Here is a 14,304-nt window from a genome sequence, read left to right as displayed (position 1 = left end):
CATAAAATACAATTAAAAGTTAGATTAGGGAAACGCTATTATTAGTTAAGAGGTTTTTAATGTTACCAACATTGATGGCGTAATATAAAATTTAGGTAATTAGGTTGTAAATATAAAGATGTCTGAGATTCCCTTATTTTAAAGCCATTTCACAATAGTTTGGCTATTTGTCCTTTAAATAATTCTTATCATTGAGCATGAAAAAAAGATACTGGGTTATAATAATTCTAATCATAGGTTTAATTATAACTTATTTTTCGGGTCCTGTTCCGGACAAACCAGATTATTCAACAGATTTTCCGGAGTTACCTTCAGATTTAAAAGCTCTGGAGAATTACATTAACAGGATGGAAGATTCTTTACCTGTGAGGCCAGATAACCAGGCCAGGATTGTGTGGCAGGAAGAGCCTGTAAAAACTGAATATAGTATAGTATACTTACATGGATTCGCCGGAAGCTATAGAGATGCATACCCTGTTAATAAAAATATTGCCGATTCTCTTAAGGCAAATATTTATTATGCCCGTTGGTCGGGACATGGATTGAAGCCACCTGCATCTTTAAATAATTTTGATGGAGAAAATGCATGGAATTCTGCAAAGGAAGCTTTGGCGATAGGAAATAAAATAGGGGACAAGGTGATTATTATGAGCACTTCTACTGGTGGGACCCTGGCACTTAAACTTGCCGCAACTTATCCGGATAAGATACATGCGCTGGTTAACTTATCTCCAAATATGGAGGATGACCAACCTGGAACATTCGTGCTTAATACACCCTGGGGTTATGAGATTGCAAAGTTAATTTCATTCGGAAAAAATAAAAAGATAGAGCATGAGCAGGAAATCGCCAGAAAATACTGGGATACGATCTATCCTTCCAGGGCTCTTGTAGATCTCCAGGTATTGGTAGAAACTACCATGCTTCCAGAAACTTTCAGAAAAATTAATATTCCGGTACTTACGCTTTACTATCATAAGAACTTTATTGAAGAAGATCAGCATGTAGAGATAAGTATCTATGAAGATGCCTATAAATTGATCTCTACACCAGACTCATTAAAGGTCTTAAAAGCCCTGGAGAATCCCGGTACTCATTTTATAGGAAGTGATATTAAATCCAGGGATATTGAAAGTGTTGAAGAAGAGATCATCAAATTCCTGAAGACGGTAAATTCCAGTCTCTAAAATTTATTAAGAAATTCAGCATACCCCATAGAGTTAATCGCTTTTAAGCGGTTTTCTCCAATGATATCTATTAGGATAGTTAGATCAATATTTAGTTCCTTGTCCCCAAACCATTCCAGCGCGAAAGTGTAATAGATATCGTCTTTTACCTTAATCCTGGTGTATTCTACCTGGCAGCCAAAATCTGGAAATTCGTCTATTTTGATCCTTTTAATTTCACCATTAGAAATTTCGGTTAAATTGAAGCCTATGCGTTCTTTCTTAACAGGTATCCAGTCATAATTATCACCTTCAGTAATCTCATGTACCAGCGAGTCATCTTCCGCAGAAGAAAAGCTCCATTTCACATACTCTTCGAAATAACCTTTTACCCTTGAGACTAACTTTTCTTTTTCCGATCTCGAAACGCGTTGTTTTATTTCAATATTATTTTCCCGTAGTTTTATTCCAATATCTTCTTTTTCCTTGAGAGGAAGATAATAATCTATTCGTGCTTCAGTATTTTCAAAGAGGTATCCATTTTCCTCAAACCATGCACTTATCGCCAGATCTTCGTTAGAATTAAACCATCTAATTTCTTTGCTTTTGAACATTTGCTGAATATTTAAGTTCCGGAATTAACCTGCTTACTGAAGGGTATTAGAATATCTTCCTTTAAATTTACGAAATCCTGATGTTTTAACTTTAGTTATGAAATTAGAAGATACCGGGGAACATATAATTCAATTCAAAAAAAACATTACTTTTGTTGCAATCTACAAACAGTCTCATGAGCCGGAAAGTACTACTAGACTCTAACCAACTCAATATCATTCTACATCGTTTGGCCTGTCAATTAGTAGAAAAACATACAGATTTTAAAGATACCGTACTTGTAGGGATTCAGCCCAGAGGTATTCATGTGGCTAATAGAATAGAGAAGATTCTTAAGGAAGAATATGGACTTGATTCTATTAAAACCGGGCAATTGGATATTACCTTTTATAGAGACGACTTTAGAAGGGGAGAGAAACCCCTGGAAGCCAATAAAACCAGAATAGATTTTATAGTTGAGGATAAATGTGTGGTGTTTATAGATGATGTTCTATACACGGGGCGTAGTATTCGAGCAGCCTTAACTGCTATTCAATCTTTTGGAAGACCCAAAGAAATAGAACTTCTAAGTTTAATAGACAGAAGGTTTAGCAGACACTTACCAATACAACCCGATTATAACGGTAGACAGGTAGATGCAATAAATGAAGAAAAAGTAAAGGTAAGCTGGGAAGAAAATGATGGGGAAGATGCAGTTTATCTTATTTCAAAATAGATAAAAAAATGAACAGCGAATTAAGTGTAGATCACTTATTAGGTATTAAATATCTCAAACCTGAAGATATAGAATTAATCTTCAAAACTGCCGATCATTTTAAAGAGGTAATTAACCGACCTATTAAAAAAGTACCCTCTTTAAGAGATATTACCATTGCTAATCTATTTTTTGAAAACAGTACGAGAACTCGACTTTCTTTTGAGCTAGCAGAAAAAAGATTGAGCGCAGATGTGATTAACTTTTCAGCTGCTTCATCTTCCGTAAAAAAAGGAGAAACTCTGATAGATACAGTTAACAACATACTTTCTATGAAAGTGGATATGGTGGTGATGCGTCATCCCAATCCTGGTGCTGGTATATTTCTTTCAAAACATGTGAAGGCAAGTATTATTAATGCTGGTGATGGAGCACATGAGCATCCTACACAGGCCTTGCTTGATTCTTATTCAATCAGAGAAAGACTGGGCGATGTGGCCGGGAAGAAGGTGGTTATTGTGGGAGATATTCTGCATAGTAGAGTAGCCCTTTCAAATATCTTTGCCCTTAAACTTCAGGGAGCACAGGTGAAGGTTTGTGGACCCAAAACCTTGTTGCCTAAACATATAGAATCTCTAGGAGTAGAAGTTGAAACCAACCTGAAAGCTGCTTTAGAATGGTGCGATGTAGCCAATATGCTGCGAGTTCAGAATGAACGAATGGATATTAGCTATTTTCCAAGTACTCGTGAATACGTAAAACAGTTTGGCCTGAATAAAAAATTACTGGATAGTCTTAATAAAGAAATAGTAATCATGCATCCCGGTCCTATTAATAGGGGAGTAGAGATTACCAGTGATATTGCAGATTCTGAGCATGCCATTATTCTGGATCAGGTTCAAAATGGGGTTGCTGTAAGAATGGCTGTGATCTATTTACTTGCTTCGAAAATTAAACAATAGAGTGAACTTTATTTGTTCAGTTTTTTATATTAGATAGAAATTAGAATTAGAATATGAAAACTTCCAGAAAAGAAACCTTCTTACTTATAGAAAATGAAGGTGATTCTTTAACCAATTTTGCATCTGAGCTTACCAAGCATCATTCAGATTTTCAGAATGATAATATCGTGGTAAACCTAATGACATTTACCAATATTAAATCTGATCAATTACTGGCGTTTTTGGAAATTTCAACAACTCATAGGAATGAGAATAAAAGCTTTGTGATTGTAAATGATGCTGTTGGTATCGACGAACTACCTGAAGAACTTGTAGTGGTTCCAACGATTCAGGAAGCTGAAGATATGATCCAGATGGATGAGATCCAGAGAGATCTTGGATTTTAAACGTATAGATTCTCGAAAATAATCGAAAACTAAGGTCGAATGAAGATCAATATTCTTGGTTGCTATGCGGCCACCCCAAGAAGTTTTACCAATCCTACATCACAGGTTCTTGAAATACAGAATAATCATTTTCTTATTGATTGTGGAGAAGGTACTCAGGTACAGCTGCGCAGGAATAAGATCAAATTTTCGAAAATAAAACACATTTTCATCTCTCACCTGCATGGAGATCATTTCTATGGCCTGGTTGGCCTTGTAAGTACTTTCAGGCTTCTAAATCGCGAAACCGAATTACATATCTATGGTCCTAAAGGAATAAAAGAAATTATTACCCTTCAGTTAAAGCTAGCTAATTCCTGGACAAACTTTCCATTAATTTTTCATGAACTTACCTCAAGGGAGCCCGAAGTTATTTATGAGAATTCTAAAGTAATTGTAAGTACATTACCTTTAAAGCATCGTGTTTATACTAATGGTTTCCTTTTTAAGGAGAAAGAAGGGGATAGGAAGCTGTTAATAGATAAGGCTGAAGAATATAATATAGATTTCTCCCTTTATAAAAGCCTTAAAAAAGGTAAAGATGTAGTTTCAGAAAACGGGAAACTAATTCCTAATTATTTGGTAACTGCAGATCCGCAGCCTCCGAAATCCTACGCTTATTGTAGCGATACTGTATTTGATATGGAACTGGTTCCTTTAATTAAAGGAGCTACCGCTTTATATCATGAATCTACCTTTCTCGAAGATCAGGCTAAACTGGCCTTTCCTACTAAACATTCTACGGCTAAACAGGCAGCTACTATCGCGAAAGCTGCAGAAGTCGGGACTTTGATCCTTGGCCATTACTCTACCCGGTATAATGATATAGAATTATTCCGGACAGAGGCTTCCCCTATATTTTCTGAGATCATCTTAGCCGATGACGGAAAGGAAATAATCGTTGAATAACACATCATATTATTTAACTTCTTACACACCTTTAATCGATTGAAAATCAATCATTCGACTGTATTTTCCTACAAGAAATGTTAAAAATTACAGAAAATTAAGTAATTTTTAAGTTCATTATGCATTTAGTCGGTATTTAATGTACATTAGTCTTCCCTGAATCTAACATTTCAACCGATGAAAAAAATTACATTAACAGGAATTACATTTATTTTTTGTGCAGTTTTTCTTACATCTTGTTCAAATGATAACATCGAAGACGAATTAACTTCTTATGATCAGGTGGTTACTGAAAAAGCTGAATACAGCTATAATACTATAGAAGTAGAAATTCTGGAAGAAATTAATATTTACAGAAAGGCTCTTGGATTATCTGAGCTAAAAGCAATGGCTGAGCTTTCTGTTGAATCTGAAGATCACAATGAATATATGATCGAAGAAGGATTAGTAAGCCATGATAACTTTTCACTGCGCGCGTCGAAGTTAATGAATAAGGTAGGTGCAAGAGCCGTTGCAGAGAATGTTGGATTTGGTTATAGAACTTCAGAAGCTGTAGTGAATGCGTGGCTAAAGAGTAAAGGTCATAGAGAAAATGTAGAGGGAGAGTATTCACACATTGGCATATCAGTAAGACAGGATGAAAATGGAAAGAATTACTTTACCAATATCTTTATAAAGAAATAAAAATTAAGGTTTGTTTTCCCCCCAAATCGAGAAAAGGGTTCAGGCTAGAGGCTGGCCCTTTTTTTTATGCCTTTATTTTAGATTTAACATGTAGGAATAATAATGAATATGATAAGGGAATATTAATTTATATATCGACTCCTACATTACCTCATTTTTTAAGATTTTGTAAGGATACTCAATAGATTTGAAGAAGGTAGTAAAAACTATTTATCTAAGAAGAGGTACTAAAAAAGTTCAGGGATTACCTGAACTTTTCTAATTTGATATAATACTGAAATTTATAGATCTGGTAAGGCATCAATATACATCTTTTGATATTCCAGATTATTCATGCCACTTTCTCCAAGTAATTCAATTTCGAGCCTGTTAATCTGAGATTTATCTGTCTGGGAACGGCCCAGGATATCATTTATAGCTATTTCCAATAGAGGCTCATCCTGTTCTCCAAGAACACCAAAATCATTTAAATTCTCAATATAAGTTATATCTGGTTGGAGACCATCAATGTAATCTGATCTTCCTGCAGAGTTTATAGATTTGAATACCAATGGTTGCATGGCATAGGTATGGTTTGTACTTCTACCAGATTTACCATAATCCTCACTATCATATAACGTTACAGATGCCTGGAATTTCCCAACCGTTCTATCTCCAATCTGAATTACACTGATATAAGGCGTTAAACCATTTATAACGAGCTCACTGGCTGAGGCACTTGAATTGGAAGTAAGAATATAAACTTCAGGAAGATTTAAGCTATTAATACTGGCGCCTCCTCTAATTTTATCATCAAACCTGTTATTCAATGCTTCAGGATTCTGTGTTTCGTAGAAGTTCTGATATTTTGAATTCCATTGTTCCTTGATGAAAATCTTTCCTTTAAACTGGCCCGTGATCATGCTAGAAAGGTCCTTAGCAGATTCAACTGAACCGCCACCGTTATATCTTAGGTCCAGAACCAGATCTGTCACTCCATTAGCTTTAAAATCTCCAAAAGCCTTATTCAATTCTTCATCAAAGTTTGCGATAAAGCTATTATACATCAGGTAACCGATCTTTCTTCCTCCAATATCGAAAGTTTTAGCTATAAAAACAGGGTTTTCGGTATAGTTATCATCTGTAAGAGTTACTTCATTTTCTGTAAGAAATATTTCACTATTCTCTACATAACCCACATTAATGGTAAAACTAGATTGATCAATAAGAGAACTGAAATTATTTGAAGTAAGTTTCTGTCCGTTGATTTCGGTGAAAATATTTCCCCGCACTAAGCCGGCATCTTCAGCTGAAGTACCTGGAAGGATATATCTTATTATTCCGAAGATATTATTAGTCCCGGCAATTCTTCCAATCCCAAACTTAATTCCGGTTGCTCCGCTAATTCCATCAAAACTATCTTCCAGACTCTCAAAATCATCTGTAATAAAGCTGAACCTGTCTATGCTGGAAGTAAGATCATCAAATAGATCTTCGGGTGAATCGGCTTTTGCTAAAAATTCACTTTTATCATTTGTGTTTTGAAAGTACCCGTTCGCCAGTTCTGGAATATCAGACTTGTAAAGGTATATCTCATTCAAGCCATTATAAACAAAGCTTTCAACTTCCAGTTCTGGATTGTCTACAGAGTTATCTGGCCTGGTAATTTCATTCTGGGAATTCGTTTCAATATCCTCTGTGTCTTTGGTGCATCCTATCAGGGCAAGACATAAGAGACTATTGAGCATTAGTATGTTTCTCAATTTCATCAGCTTTTCTTTTTCATTACTAAGGTTCATCAATTATGCCATTTCCTGTTAAAATGATATTGATGCAATAATAATGCGTTTGCTGATAATACTTACGTAATAAAAGCGAAAAAGGTTCAGGCTAGAGGCTGAACCTTTTTCTTTTCAAATCGATCTGTTGGGGTCGATTTCGATTAATCTTAATAATTATCTCTAATTTGATAATTACCCCATTTTATCGATTGTAGTTTAAATTTAATTAAAAATCGAAAGAGATATTATGACAATTTGATTACAATAGGGGGGCGGATAGTAACCTGGAATGCCTCTTTCAGAATTTTTCGTTGTTAATCCATTTGCACGACGCTAAACATAGATCTTCTATTCAATTGATGATCATCTTCAGAACATCTATCGCAATCAATTGCAGGTTTAGTTTCTCCGTAACCTTTGAATTCTACAATTCTTTCTTCAGCAACACCATTCTCTACAAGATAATCTCGGGTAGATTTAGCTCTTCTTTCAGCTAATTTTTCATTGTAGGCATTACTTCCCCGACGGTCTGTGTGTGACCCTATCTCAATAACAAGATCTGGATATTCATCTTGCATAAGAGTAATTAACTTATCCAGTTCTTTAGCGGCATCAGGTCTTATATTAGACTTGTCGAAATCAAAATATATATTGTCTATTTCAGCAAGATACTCTACATCCTTTACAGGATTAAGCTGAATGTTGTACTCCATTTCATCGGTATCATCAGAGTCCATTGTACTCAATTCACCTTCAAAAGTTTCATACTTGATCTCTTTTGCTTCGAGAGGAAAACTTTTATCTCTGGCAATCTCAGTTTCATAGTTTCCTTCTTCATCTGTTTCAAGAAAGGCGATCTGCTCACCGTCATTCATAATTCTTATAGTTGCTGCTGAAATTGGATTTCCATTTACAGCATCAGTCACCTGACCTTTTAATACCAAAGGATTCAGCTTATTAAAAACGTATATATTATCACTACCTCCATCACGGTTAGTAGAAATATATCCTTCTCTGGAATCTGCTACCTGAAAATAGGCAAAATCATCCATGTTACTATTTACTGGCTCACCCAGATTTTCTACACCATCCTCTTCTGTCATTCTGAAAATATCGAACAAACCTAATCCCGCATGTCCGTTAGATGAGAAATACAGGGTACCATCGGTATCCATGAAAGGAAATGTCTCGTCAAATTCAGTATTTACAGGCTCACCTAAATTTTCTGGTTCTCCAAAGTTACCTAATGAATCTACAGAAGCTCTATATATATCTGTTCCTCCCATACCATTTGGCATATCTGAGGCAAAATATAAAGTTTTACCATCAGGAGATAGAGAAGGATGGCCAACAGAATATTCATTGCTGTTGAAAGCCAATTCCTTTACAGACGCCCATCCATTTCCAGATTTAGTAGCAACATATAATTTAAGGTGATTGGTTTTATCCTTATCCCTTTTACCTTCCTTATTATCCAGGTAATTGTTTCTGGTAAAGTACATCGTATTTCCGTCAGGACTTATAACTACCGGGCCATCATGAAGCTTTGTATTCACTTCTCCTCCAATAGGAGTAACGCTCCCTGATCCCTTATCAAGCACATAAATATCCAGGAATGGTTCTTCATTCCAGCTATAGGTTTTCTTTTTAACTTCAGTATCCTGAGCTCTGGCAGAAACGAAATATACCTGGTCATCTTTTACAAAAACTCCAAAATCACTTACTTCAGTATTGAAATCTGCAGATTCTAATTTATAAGTTGCGTTGGTATTATATTCGCTTTTTTCGATCATTTCTTTGATCTCATCAGATCCACGTCCGGATTCAAGATATTTTTGTAACCATTCTCTGGATTCATCATATCTCTTAACTCCACGAAGAGCCTGGGCATATTTGTAATAGTATTCTGGAGAGATCGCAGTATCCTGGATCACGTCACCGTAATAAAAAACTGCATTCTCAGGACTTCTAAGCATCATATAAGTGTCTCCTAACTTCGTAGAGTTATAAGTGACATTATATTCCTTTTCGATAAGTTCTTTATAAACGTCGGTTGCTTCCAGATATGCGAAATCCTGGTAAAGCCTATCTGCTTTTTTCTGTTTTCCACTCTGCGCTTGCACCGTAATTGAGCAGGAGAGAAGTATTAAAAATAGAGAGTAATATTTTTTCATAATCTACAGGCTTTAGGTTAAAAGAAACGGGGTGATTTATACCTTGTATTTTTAAATCTGAATTCATAGATCAAAAGAACTTCGTGAGATCCAGAAGTATAAGGACTTATATCTGAAATTGGGTATTCATAAGCATATCCTGCACGGAATCCCTCGAACAATTGAATATCTAAAAATGCACCTAGTGCATCGTCTATTCTATAATTAGCACCTAAATAGAACTTTTCATTTAAGATCGTAGTTGCTGAAATATCTACTGAAAGTGGCGCTCCGTTAGTTGCTTTCAACAAAGTAGATGGTCTTAATTTTACATTGCTGCTTAGATCAAAAACATATCCACTGGTTAGATAATAATGAACCTGTTCCAGCGCCATATATTCGTTGGCTTCATTGTTGTTATTATTAATGACTTTTGGCGCAGAGCCTCCTATATACCAGTTTTGAGCCGATAAATAGAAACCTAACCCGAAGTTTGGTGTCCAGCGATTAAACTGATCCTGAAAAAACGGATCGTTAGCAACAGAGGGATCATTTAATAATTCTTCTTCCAGGCTATAATAGCTCATACCCGCTTTTAATCCCAGGCGTAAAGTGACATCCTCACTTAAATCCAGACGATAGGCAAAATCCCCATATGCGTATGTATAATTCTCATAACCAGAATTGTCATTTATGATAGACAATCCTAATCCTACTTTGTCATTAGACAATGGAGAATGTAAAGAGAGAGTTTGTGTAGTTGGTGCGCCTTCCATATCTGCCCACTGGCTCCTGTGAAGTCCCACCGTTGAAAACCCATCCCTGCTGCCCGCATAAGCCGGGTTTATTGAGATCGTGTTATACATATATTGTGTAAACTGAGGGAGCTGTTGCGAATAACCTGGGGAGGCAACAAACAAAATCAATATGATTACGAATACTTTTTTCATGGTTTCCCTTTTTTATTTTGTTCCTAAGTAGATATATCCTTGAATCGGCTTAAACTCACTATTTCTGATTTCCAGAATGTAGAAGTATGTTCCTGAAGGCAATTGGTTCGAATTGGTAAATGAACTTTTTGAAAATCCATCCCAGTTGTTTTGATAGTTTTGGGCAGTAAATACTTCAGCACCCCATCTGTTAAATATCTTGAGGTCATAAGTAAAACCACATTCTGTATCAAGATCCACTTCGAAGAAATCATTTCTATTGTCTCCGTTTGGCGTAACTGCTTTAGAGATACTATCCCTTAGATCTGTTAAACTACAATCAAGCACTATACAGTCATCATTCACCAATACGCTTACCTCTGTAGTTGAGTTACAATTTCCTGTCACCTGATACTCGAAAGTATATGCCTGTCCGGTAGTTAACATTGAAGGATCTATAAATCCATTATCAAGTGCACCAGAGTTTTCAGTATCTACCCAAACTCCAGAGTCATCATAATCTCCAGTAAATAATTTAAAGAGGTCGTATATTGAATCTTCGATACAAAGGTCAATTACTCCGTTATTTACAAGTTCTATATCACTAGCTACAGGATTTTCTATTGTAATCGTAGTAACCTCTGATACCTGTCCGAATTCATCCTTTACAGTAACTTCATAAGTTCCAGGTTCAATATTTTCAAAAACTGCAGAGTCCACATAGTTTTCACCATCTATACTATAAGTAACGCCTTCCTGGGTTTCAATTACAATAGAACCTAATGGATTGGCACAGGTAGGTGCAACTCCAACAGTTGGGTTTGGTGCCGGTGGCGGAGCAGGAGCCTCATTTTCATTTACAGTTACAGTAAACTCGCATGTTGCTTCATTTCCATTATCATCTGTCACCGTAAAAGTTATAGTCGTTTCTCCTACTGGAAATTCTTCGCCTGAAGCAATTCCGCTTGTCATAGTTGTGGTCGTACCACCACAATTATCGGTAACTGTTAATGCATCATAAGTAACCACCGTAGAAGTTGTTCCAAATGCTACATCGATTGTAATATTTTCAGGACATTCTATTGAAGGAGCTTCATTATCTATTACGGTAACGGTAAAGCTTGTGGTGGCAGTTAATCCTGCCGTATCTGTAGCTACATAAGTTACTGTAGTTTTTCCAAGTGGGAATTCTGAACCAGAGTCAAGACCTTCAGTCATTATAATACTTTCCACTCCGCAATTATCGGTAGCAGTTGCATCTTCGAAGGTAACAACAGCACCACAAACTCCGGCGTCATTGTTAACAGTTATATCTTCCATATCATTTATCTGAGGAGCTTCGTCATCAGCAATGGTTACCGTAAAGTTACAGGTAGCTGAGTTGCCAGCTGCATCGGTAGCAGTGAATTCTACAACAGTTTCTCCTATAGGAAATTGATCACCTGAAGCTGGACCACTTGTTTGAGTTACGGTCACATCATCAGAATTATCTAAAGCAACTGGAGTTTCAAATTCAACAACAGCACCACAAATTCCAGTATCTACACCAGAAACATAATCTGATGGACATTCCAGAGTAGGATCTTCATCATCTTGAACTGTTACGGTAAAGCTACATTCAGTTTGATTGCCAGAAGCATCAGTAGCAGTAAAAGTAACGGTAGTTGTTCCAATTTCAAACTGAGTTCCGGATACCGGTCCTTCTGTTTGTTCAACGCTTACTTCACAATTATCTGTAGCAGTCGCGTTTTCAAAGTTTACAATTGCATAAGATTCTCCAGCCTCAGTGCTGGTAATAATATTATCAGGACAGTTAACTTCTGGCATTTGACTATCTGTCACCGTTACATCAAAGCTAGTAGTTGTAACATTTCCAGACATATCGGTTACCGTAATAATTACCGTAGTAGTTCCTATTGGATAAACCGAACCTGAAACTAAACCTTCAGTTACTTCGATAGTATCAATTTCACAGTTATCTGTAGCTACAATACTTTCAAATGCTACAACAGCTCCACAAACATCCAGATCACTTTCAATATTAATATCAGCAATAGTTTCTACAACCGGAGCTTCATCATCGGTTACATATACCATTTGTTCACATTGAACAGAATTATTAGAGGCATCTGTAATAGTCCAGGTTACAAGTGTCTGACCTACTGGGAATACTTCAGGAGCATCATTTTCAAAAGTCAATTCGGTATCACAATTATCTGTAGCAGTTGGCATTCCTAATTCAACTTCAGAAGCGTCACATACTCCTGCATCAGCAGATACGTTTACTTCCGCAGCACAATTAGTAACTACCGGAGCTTCATCATCTGTTACATTAACGATTTGCTCACATTGTACAGAGTTGTTAGAAGCATCTGTAATAGTCCAGGTCACAATTGTCTGACCTAATGGGAATACTTCAGGAGCATCATTTTCATATGTTAATTCAGAATTACAATTATCTGTTGCGGTTGGCATTCCAAGTTCAACTTCAGAAGCTTCACATACTCCTGCAGCAGCAGATACGTTTACTTCCGTAGCACAATTAGTAACTACCGGAGTTTCATCATCTGTTACATTCACGATTTGCTCACATTGAACAGAGTTGTTTGATGCATCAGTTATAGTCCAGGTCACAATTGTCTGACCTAATGGGAATACTTCAGGAGCATCATTTTCATATGTTAATTCAGAATCACAATTATCTGTTGCGGTTGGCATTCCAAGTTCAACTTCAGAAGCGTCACATACACCTGCATCAGCAGATACATTTACTTCCGCAGCACAATTAGTAACTACCGGAGCTTCATCATCTGATACATTCACGATTTGCTCACATTGAACAGAATTATTAGAAGCATCAGTAATAGTCCAGGTCACAATTGTCTGACCTAATGGGAATACTTCAGGTGCGTCATTAGTAATAGTGAATTCACTATCACAGTTATCAGTTGCCGTTGGCATACCAAGTTCAACTTCAGAAGCTTCGCATACACCTGGACCAGCAGATACGGTTACTTCAGCAGCACATTCAGTAATTACAGGATTTTCAGTATCTGGAGTGAAAATTACATCTACAGAGTTAGTAGTGGTACATCCATTATCAAGGTCGGTTACAGTTAAGAAATATACTCCAGCTGCATCTACATCTATGGTTGCATCAGTTCCAACTTCAGCTCCATTAGCGTCATCCATAGTCCATGAATAAGAAGCCGTACCGTTCACAGTAGATCCAGAAGCATCTAAAGTAATTTCAGTATTGTTACAGTTCAATTCTTCATTTCCTTCAATTGAAGCTGTAGGCACATTATCATCCTTAGTGATTTCAACAGTATCTTTTGCGAAACATCCATTATCATTATCTGTTACAGTAAGTGTATAAAGACCCTCTACAGTTACGTTAGGCATAGCCACGTCTGAAGTGAAATCTCCAGGACCAGTCCAAGCGTAAGACAGATCTGCATCTTCATTTGCAGAATCACCAGAACCGTTCAGCATTACTGAAGTAGTAGTACAGGTTAATTCCATTGTTTCACCAGCTTCCGCAGTAGGAGCAGTGATATCCTCTGTTACTTCTACAGTATCAGTTGCAAAACAACCATTATCATTATCGGTTACTGTTAAAGTATAAGTACCAATAGTAGAAACGCTTGGCATAGCTTCTGAAGAAGTATAACCTTCAGGACCAGTCCATGCGTAAGAAAGATCAGCATCTGCATTAGCAGAATCACCAGATCCATTCAGCATTACTGAAGTAGTAGTACAGGTTAACTCCATTTCTTCACCAGCCTCAGCTGTTGGAGCAGTATTATCCTGTGCTACGGTTACAGAATTTGTAGCGGTACATCCGTTATCTGTATCAGTAACAGTTAGGAAATAAGTTCCTGCTGCATCTACATCTAAGGTAACCTCAGTTCCAACTTCAGCTCCATTAGCATCATCCATAGTCCATGAATAAGAAGCCGTACCGTTTACAGTAGATCCAGATGCATCTAAAGTAATTTCAGTAT

Annotated in this window: 11 protein-coding genes; 6 read left to right on the top strand and 5 right to left on the bottom strand. The window is 36.6% G+C overall.

Annotated features, from left to right (window positions below):
• The first annotated feature begins 197 nt into the window (after positions 1-197).
• Complete coding sequence (locus tag G530_RS0115045; protein ID WP_026935316.1) at positions 198-1,187, top strand: alpha/beta hydrolase; 990 nt, start codon at positions 198-200, stop codon at positions 1,185-1,187.
• On the opposite strand, the gene G530_RS0115040 is transcribed toward G530_RS0115045, so the two are convergent.
• Positions 1,184-1,780: a hypothetical protein gene (locus G530_RS0115040; RefSeq protein WP_026935315.1), complete on the bottom strand. Its 597-nt coding sequence runs from the start codon at positions 1,778-1,780 to the stop codon at positions 1,184-1,186. The two genes, G530_RS0115045 and G530_RS0115040, sit on opposite strands and share 4 nt — an antisense overlap.
• A 176-nt stretch (positions 1,781-1,956) precedes the next feature.
• Between G530_RS0115040 and pyrR the strand changes: the two genes are divergently transcribed.
• From pyrR to G530_RS0115015, 5 genes are all read left to right on the top strand, one after another.
• The gene (pyrR, locus tag G530_RS0115035) at positions 1,957-2,496 is read left to right on the top strand and encodes a bifunctional pyr operon transcriptional regulator/uracil phosphoribosyltransferase PyrR (protein ID WP_026935314.1); all 540 of its coding nucleotides are present in this window, start codon (positions 1,957-1,959) and stop codon (positions 2,494-2,496) included.
• Between the two features lie 8 nt (positions 2,497-2,504).
• Positions 2,505-3,437 carry an aspartate carbamoyltransferase catalytic subunit gene (locus G530_RS0115030; RefSeq protein ID WP_026935313.1) on the top strand — a complete coding sequence of 311 codons (933 nt, stop codon included), beginning with the start codon at positions 2,505-2,507 and terminating at the stop codon, positions 3,435-3,437.
• A 53-nt stretch (positions 3,438-3,490) separates the two neighbouring features.
• Entirely contained in the window at positions 3,491-3,823 is a 333-nt protein-coding gene (locus G530_RS0115025; protein WP_026935312.1) for a hypothetical protein, read from the top strand.
• Between the two features lie 39 nt (positions 3,824-3,862).
• Positions 3,863-4,771: a ribonuclease Z gene (locus tag G530_RS0115020; RefSeq protein WP_026935311.1), complete on the top strand. Its 909-nt coding sequence runs from the start codon at positions 3,863-3,865 to the stop codon at positions 4,769-4,771.
• A gap of 177 nt (positions 4,772-4,948) precedes the next feature.
• On the top strand, positions 4,949-5,455 hold the full coding sequence (locus G530_RS0115015) for a CAP domain-containing protein (RefSeq protein ID WP_035716600.1): 507 nt from the start codon (positions 4,949-4,951) through the stop codon (positions 5,453-5,455).
• A gap of 281 nt (positions 5,456-5,736) precedes the next feature.
• Here G530_RS0115015 and G530_RS0115010 read toward each other — a convergent pair whose 3' ends face one another.
• From G530_RS0115010 to G530_RS0114995, 4 genes are all read right to left on the bottom strand, one after another.
• Positions 5,737-7,203, bottom strand: a complete 1,467-nt coding sequence (locus G530_RS0115010) for a S41 family peptidase (protein ID WP_035716608.1) — start codon at positions 7,201-7,203, stop codon at positions 5,737-5,739.
• 326 nt (positions 7,204-7,529) lie between these two features.
• Positions 7,530-9,389 carry an OmpA family protein gene (locus G530_RS0115005; RefSeq protein ID WP_026935308.1) on the bottom strand — a complete coding sequence of 620 codons (1,860 nt, stop codon included), beginning with the start codon at positions 9,387-9,389 and terminating at the stop codon, positions 7,530-7,532.
• Positions 9,390-9,406: 17 nt separating this feature from the next.
• The gene (locus tag G530_RS0115000; protein ID WP_026935307.1) at positions 9,407-10,318 is read right to left on the bottom strand and encodes a PorP/SprF family type IX secretion system membrane protein; all 912 of its coding nucleotides are present in this window, start codon (positions 10,316-10,318) and stop codon (positions 9,407-9,409) included.
• Between the two features lie 12 nt (positions 10,319-10,330).
• The coding region (locus G530_RS0114995; protein WP_026935306.1) for a T9SS C-terminal target domain-containing protein at positions 10,331-14,304 on the bottom strand (3,974 nt) is incomplete at its 5' end.

This window comes from Christiangramia echinicola DSM 19838 (assembly GCF_000423065.1).
Lineage (GTDB): Bacteria > Bacteroidota > Bacteroidia > Flavobacteriales > Flavobacteriaceae > Christiangramia > Christiangramia echinicola.
This window is presented reverse-complemented; position numbering and strand designations above follow the sequence as displayed.

Coding starts and splice junctions, on each gene's coding strand:
- G530_RS0115045 (WP_026935316.1), top strand. CDS start 198: ATGAAAAAAAGATACTGGGTTATAATAATTCTAATCATAGGTTTAATT.
- G530_RS0115040 (WP_026935315.1), bottom strand. CDS start 1,780: ATGTTCAAAAGCAAAGAAATTAGATGGTTTAATTCTAACGAAGATCTG.
- pyrR (WP_026935314.1), top strand. CDS start 1,957: ATGAGCCGGAAAGTACTACTAGACTCTAACCAACTCAATATCATTCTA.
- G530_RS0115030 (WP_026935313.1), top strand. CDS start 2,505: ATGAACAGCGAATTAAGTGTAGATCACTTATTAGGTATTAAATATCTC.
- G530_RS0115025 (WP_026935312.1), top strand. CDS start 3,491: ATGAAAACTTCCAGAAAAGAAACCTTCTTACTTATAGAAAATGAAGGT.
- G530_RS0115020 (WP_026935311.1), top strand. CDS start 3,863: ATGAAGATCAATATTCTTGGTTGCTATGCGGCCACCCCAAGAAGTTTT.
- G530_RS0115015 (WP_035716600.1), top strand. CDS start 4,949: ATGAAAAAAATTACATTAACAGGAATTACATTTATTTTTTGTGCAGTT.
- G530_RS0115010 (WP_035716608.1), bottom strand. CDS start 7,203: ATGAAATTGAGAAACATACTAATGCTCAATAGTCTCTTATGTCTTGCC.
- G530_RS0115005 (WP_026935308.1), bottom strand. CDS start 9,389: ATGAAAAAATATTACTCTCTATTTTTAATACTTCTCTCCTGCTCAATT.
- G530_RS0115000 (WP_026935307.1), bottom strand. CDS start 10,318: ATGAAAAAAGTATTCGTAATCATATTGATTTTGTTTGTTGCCTCCCCA.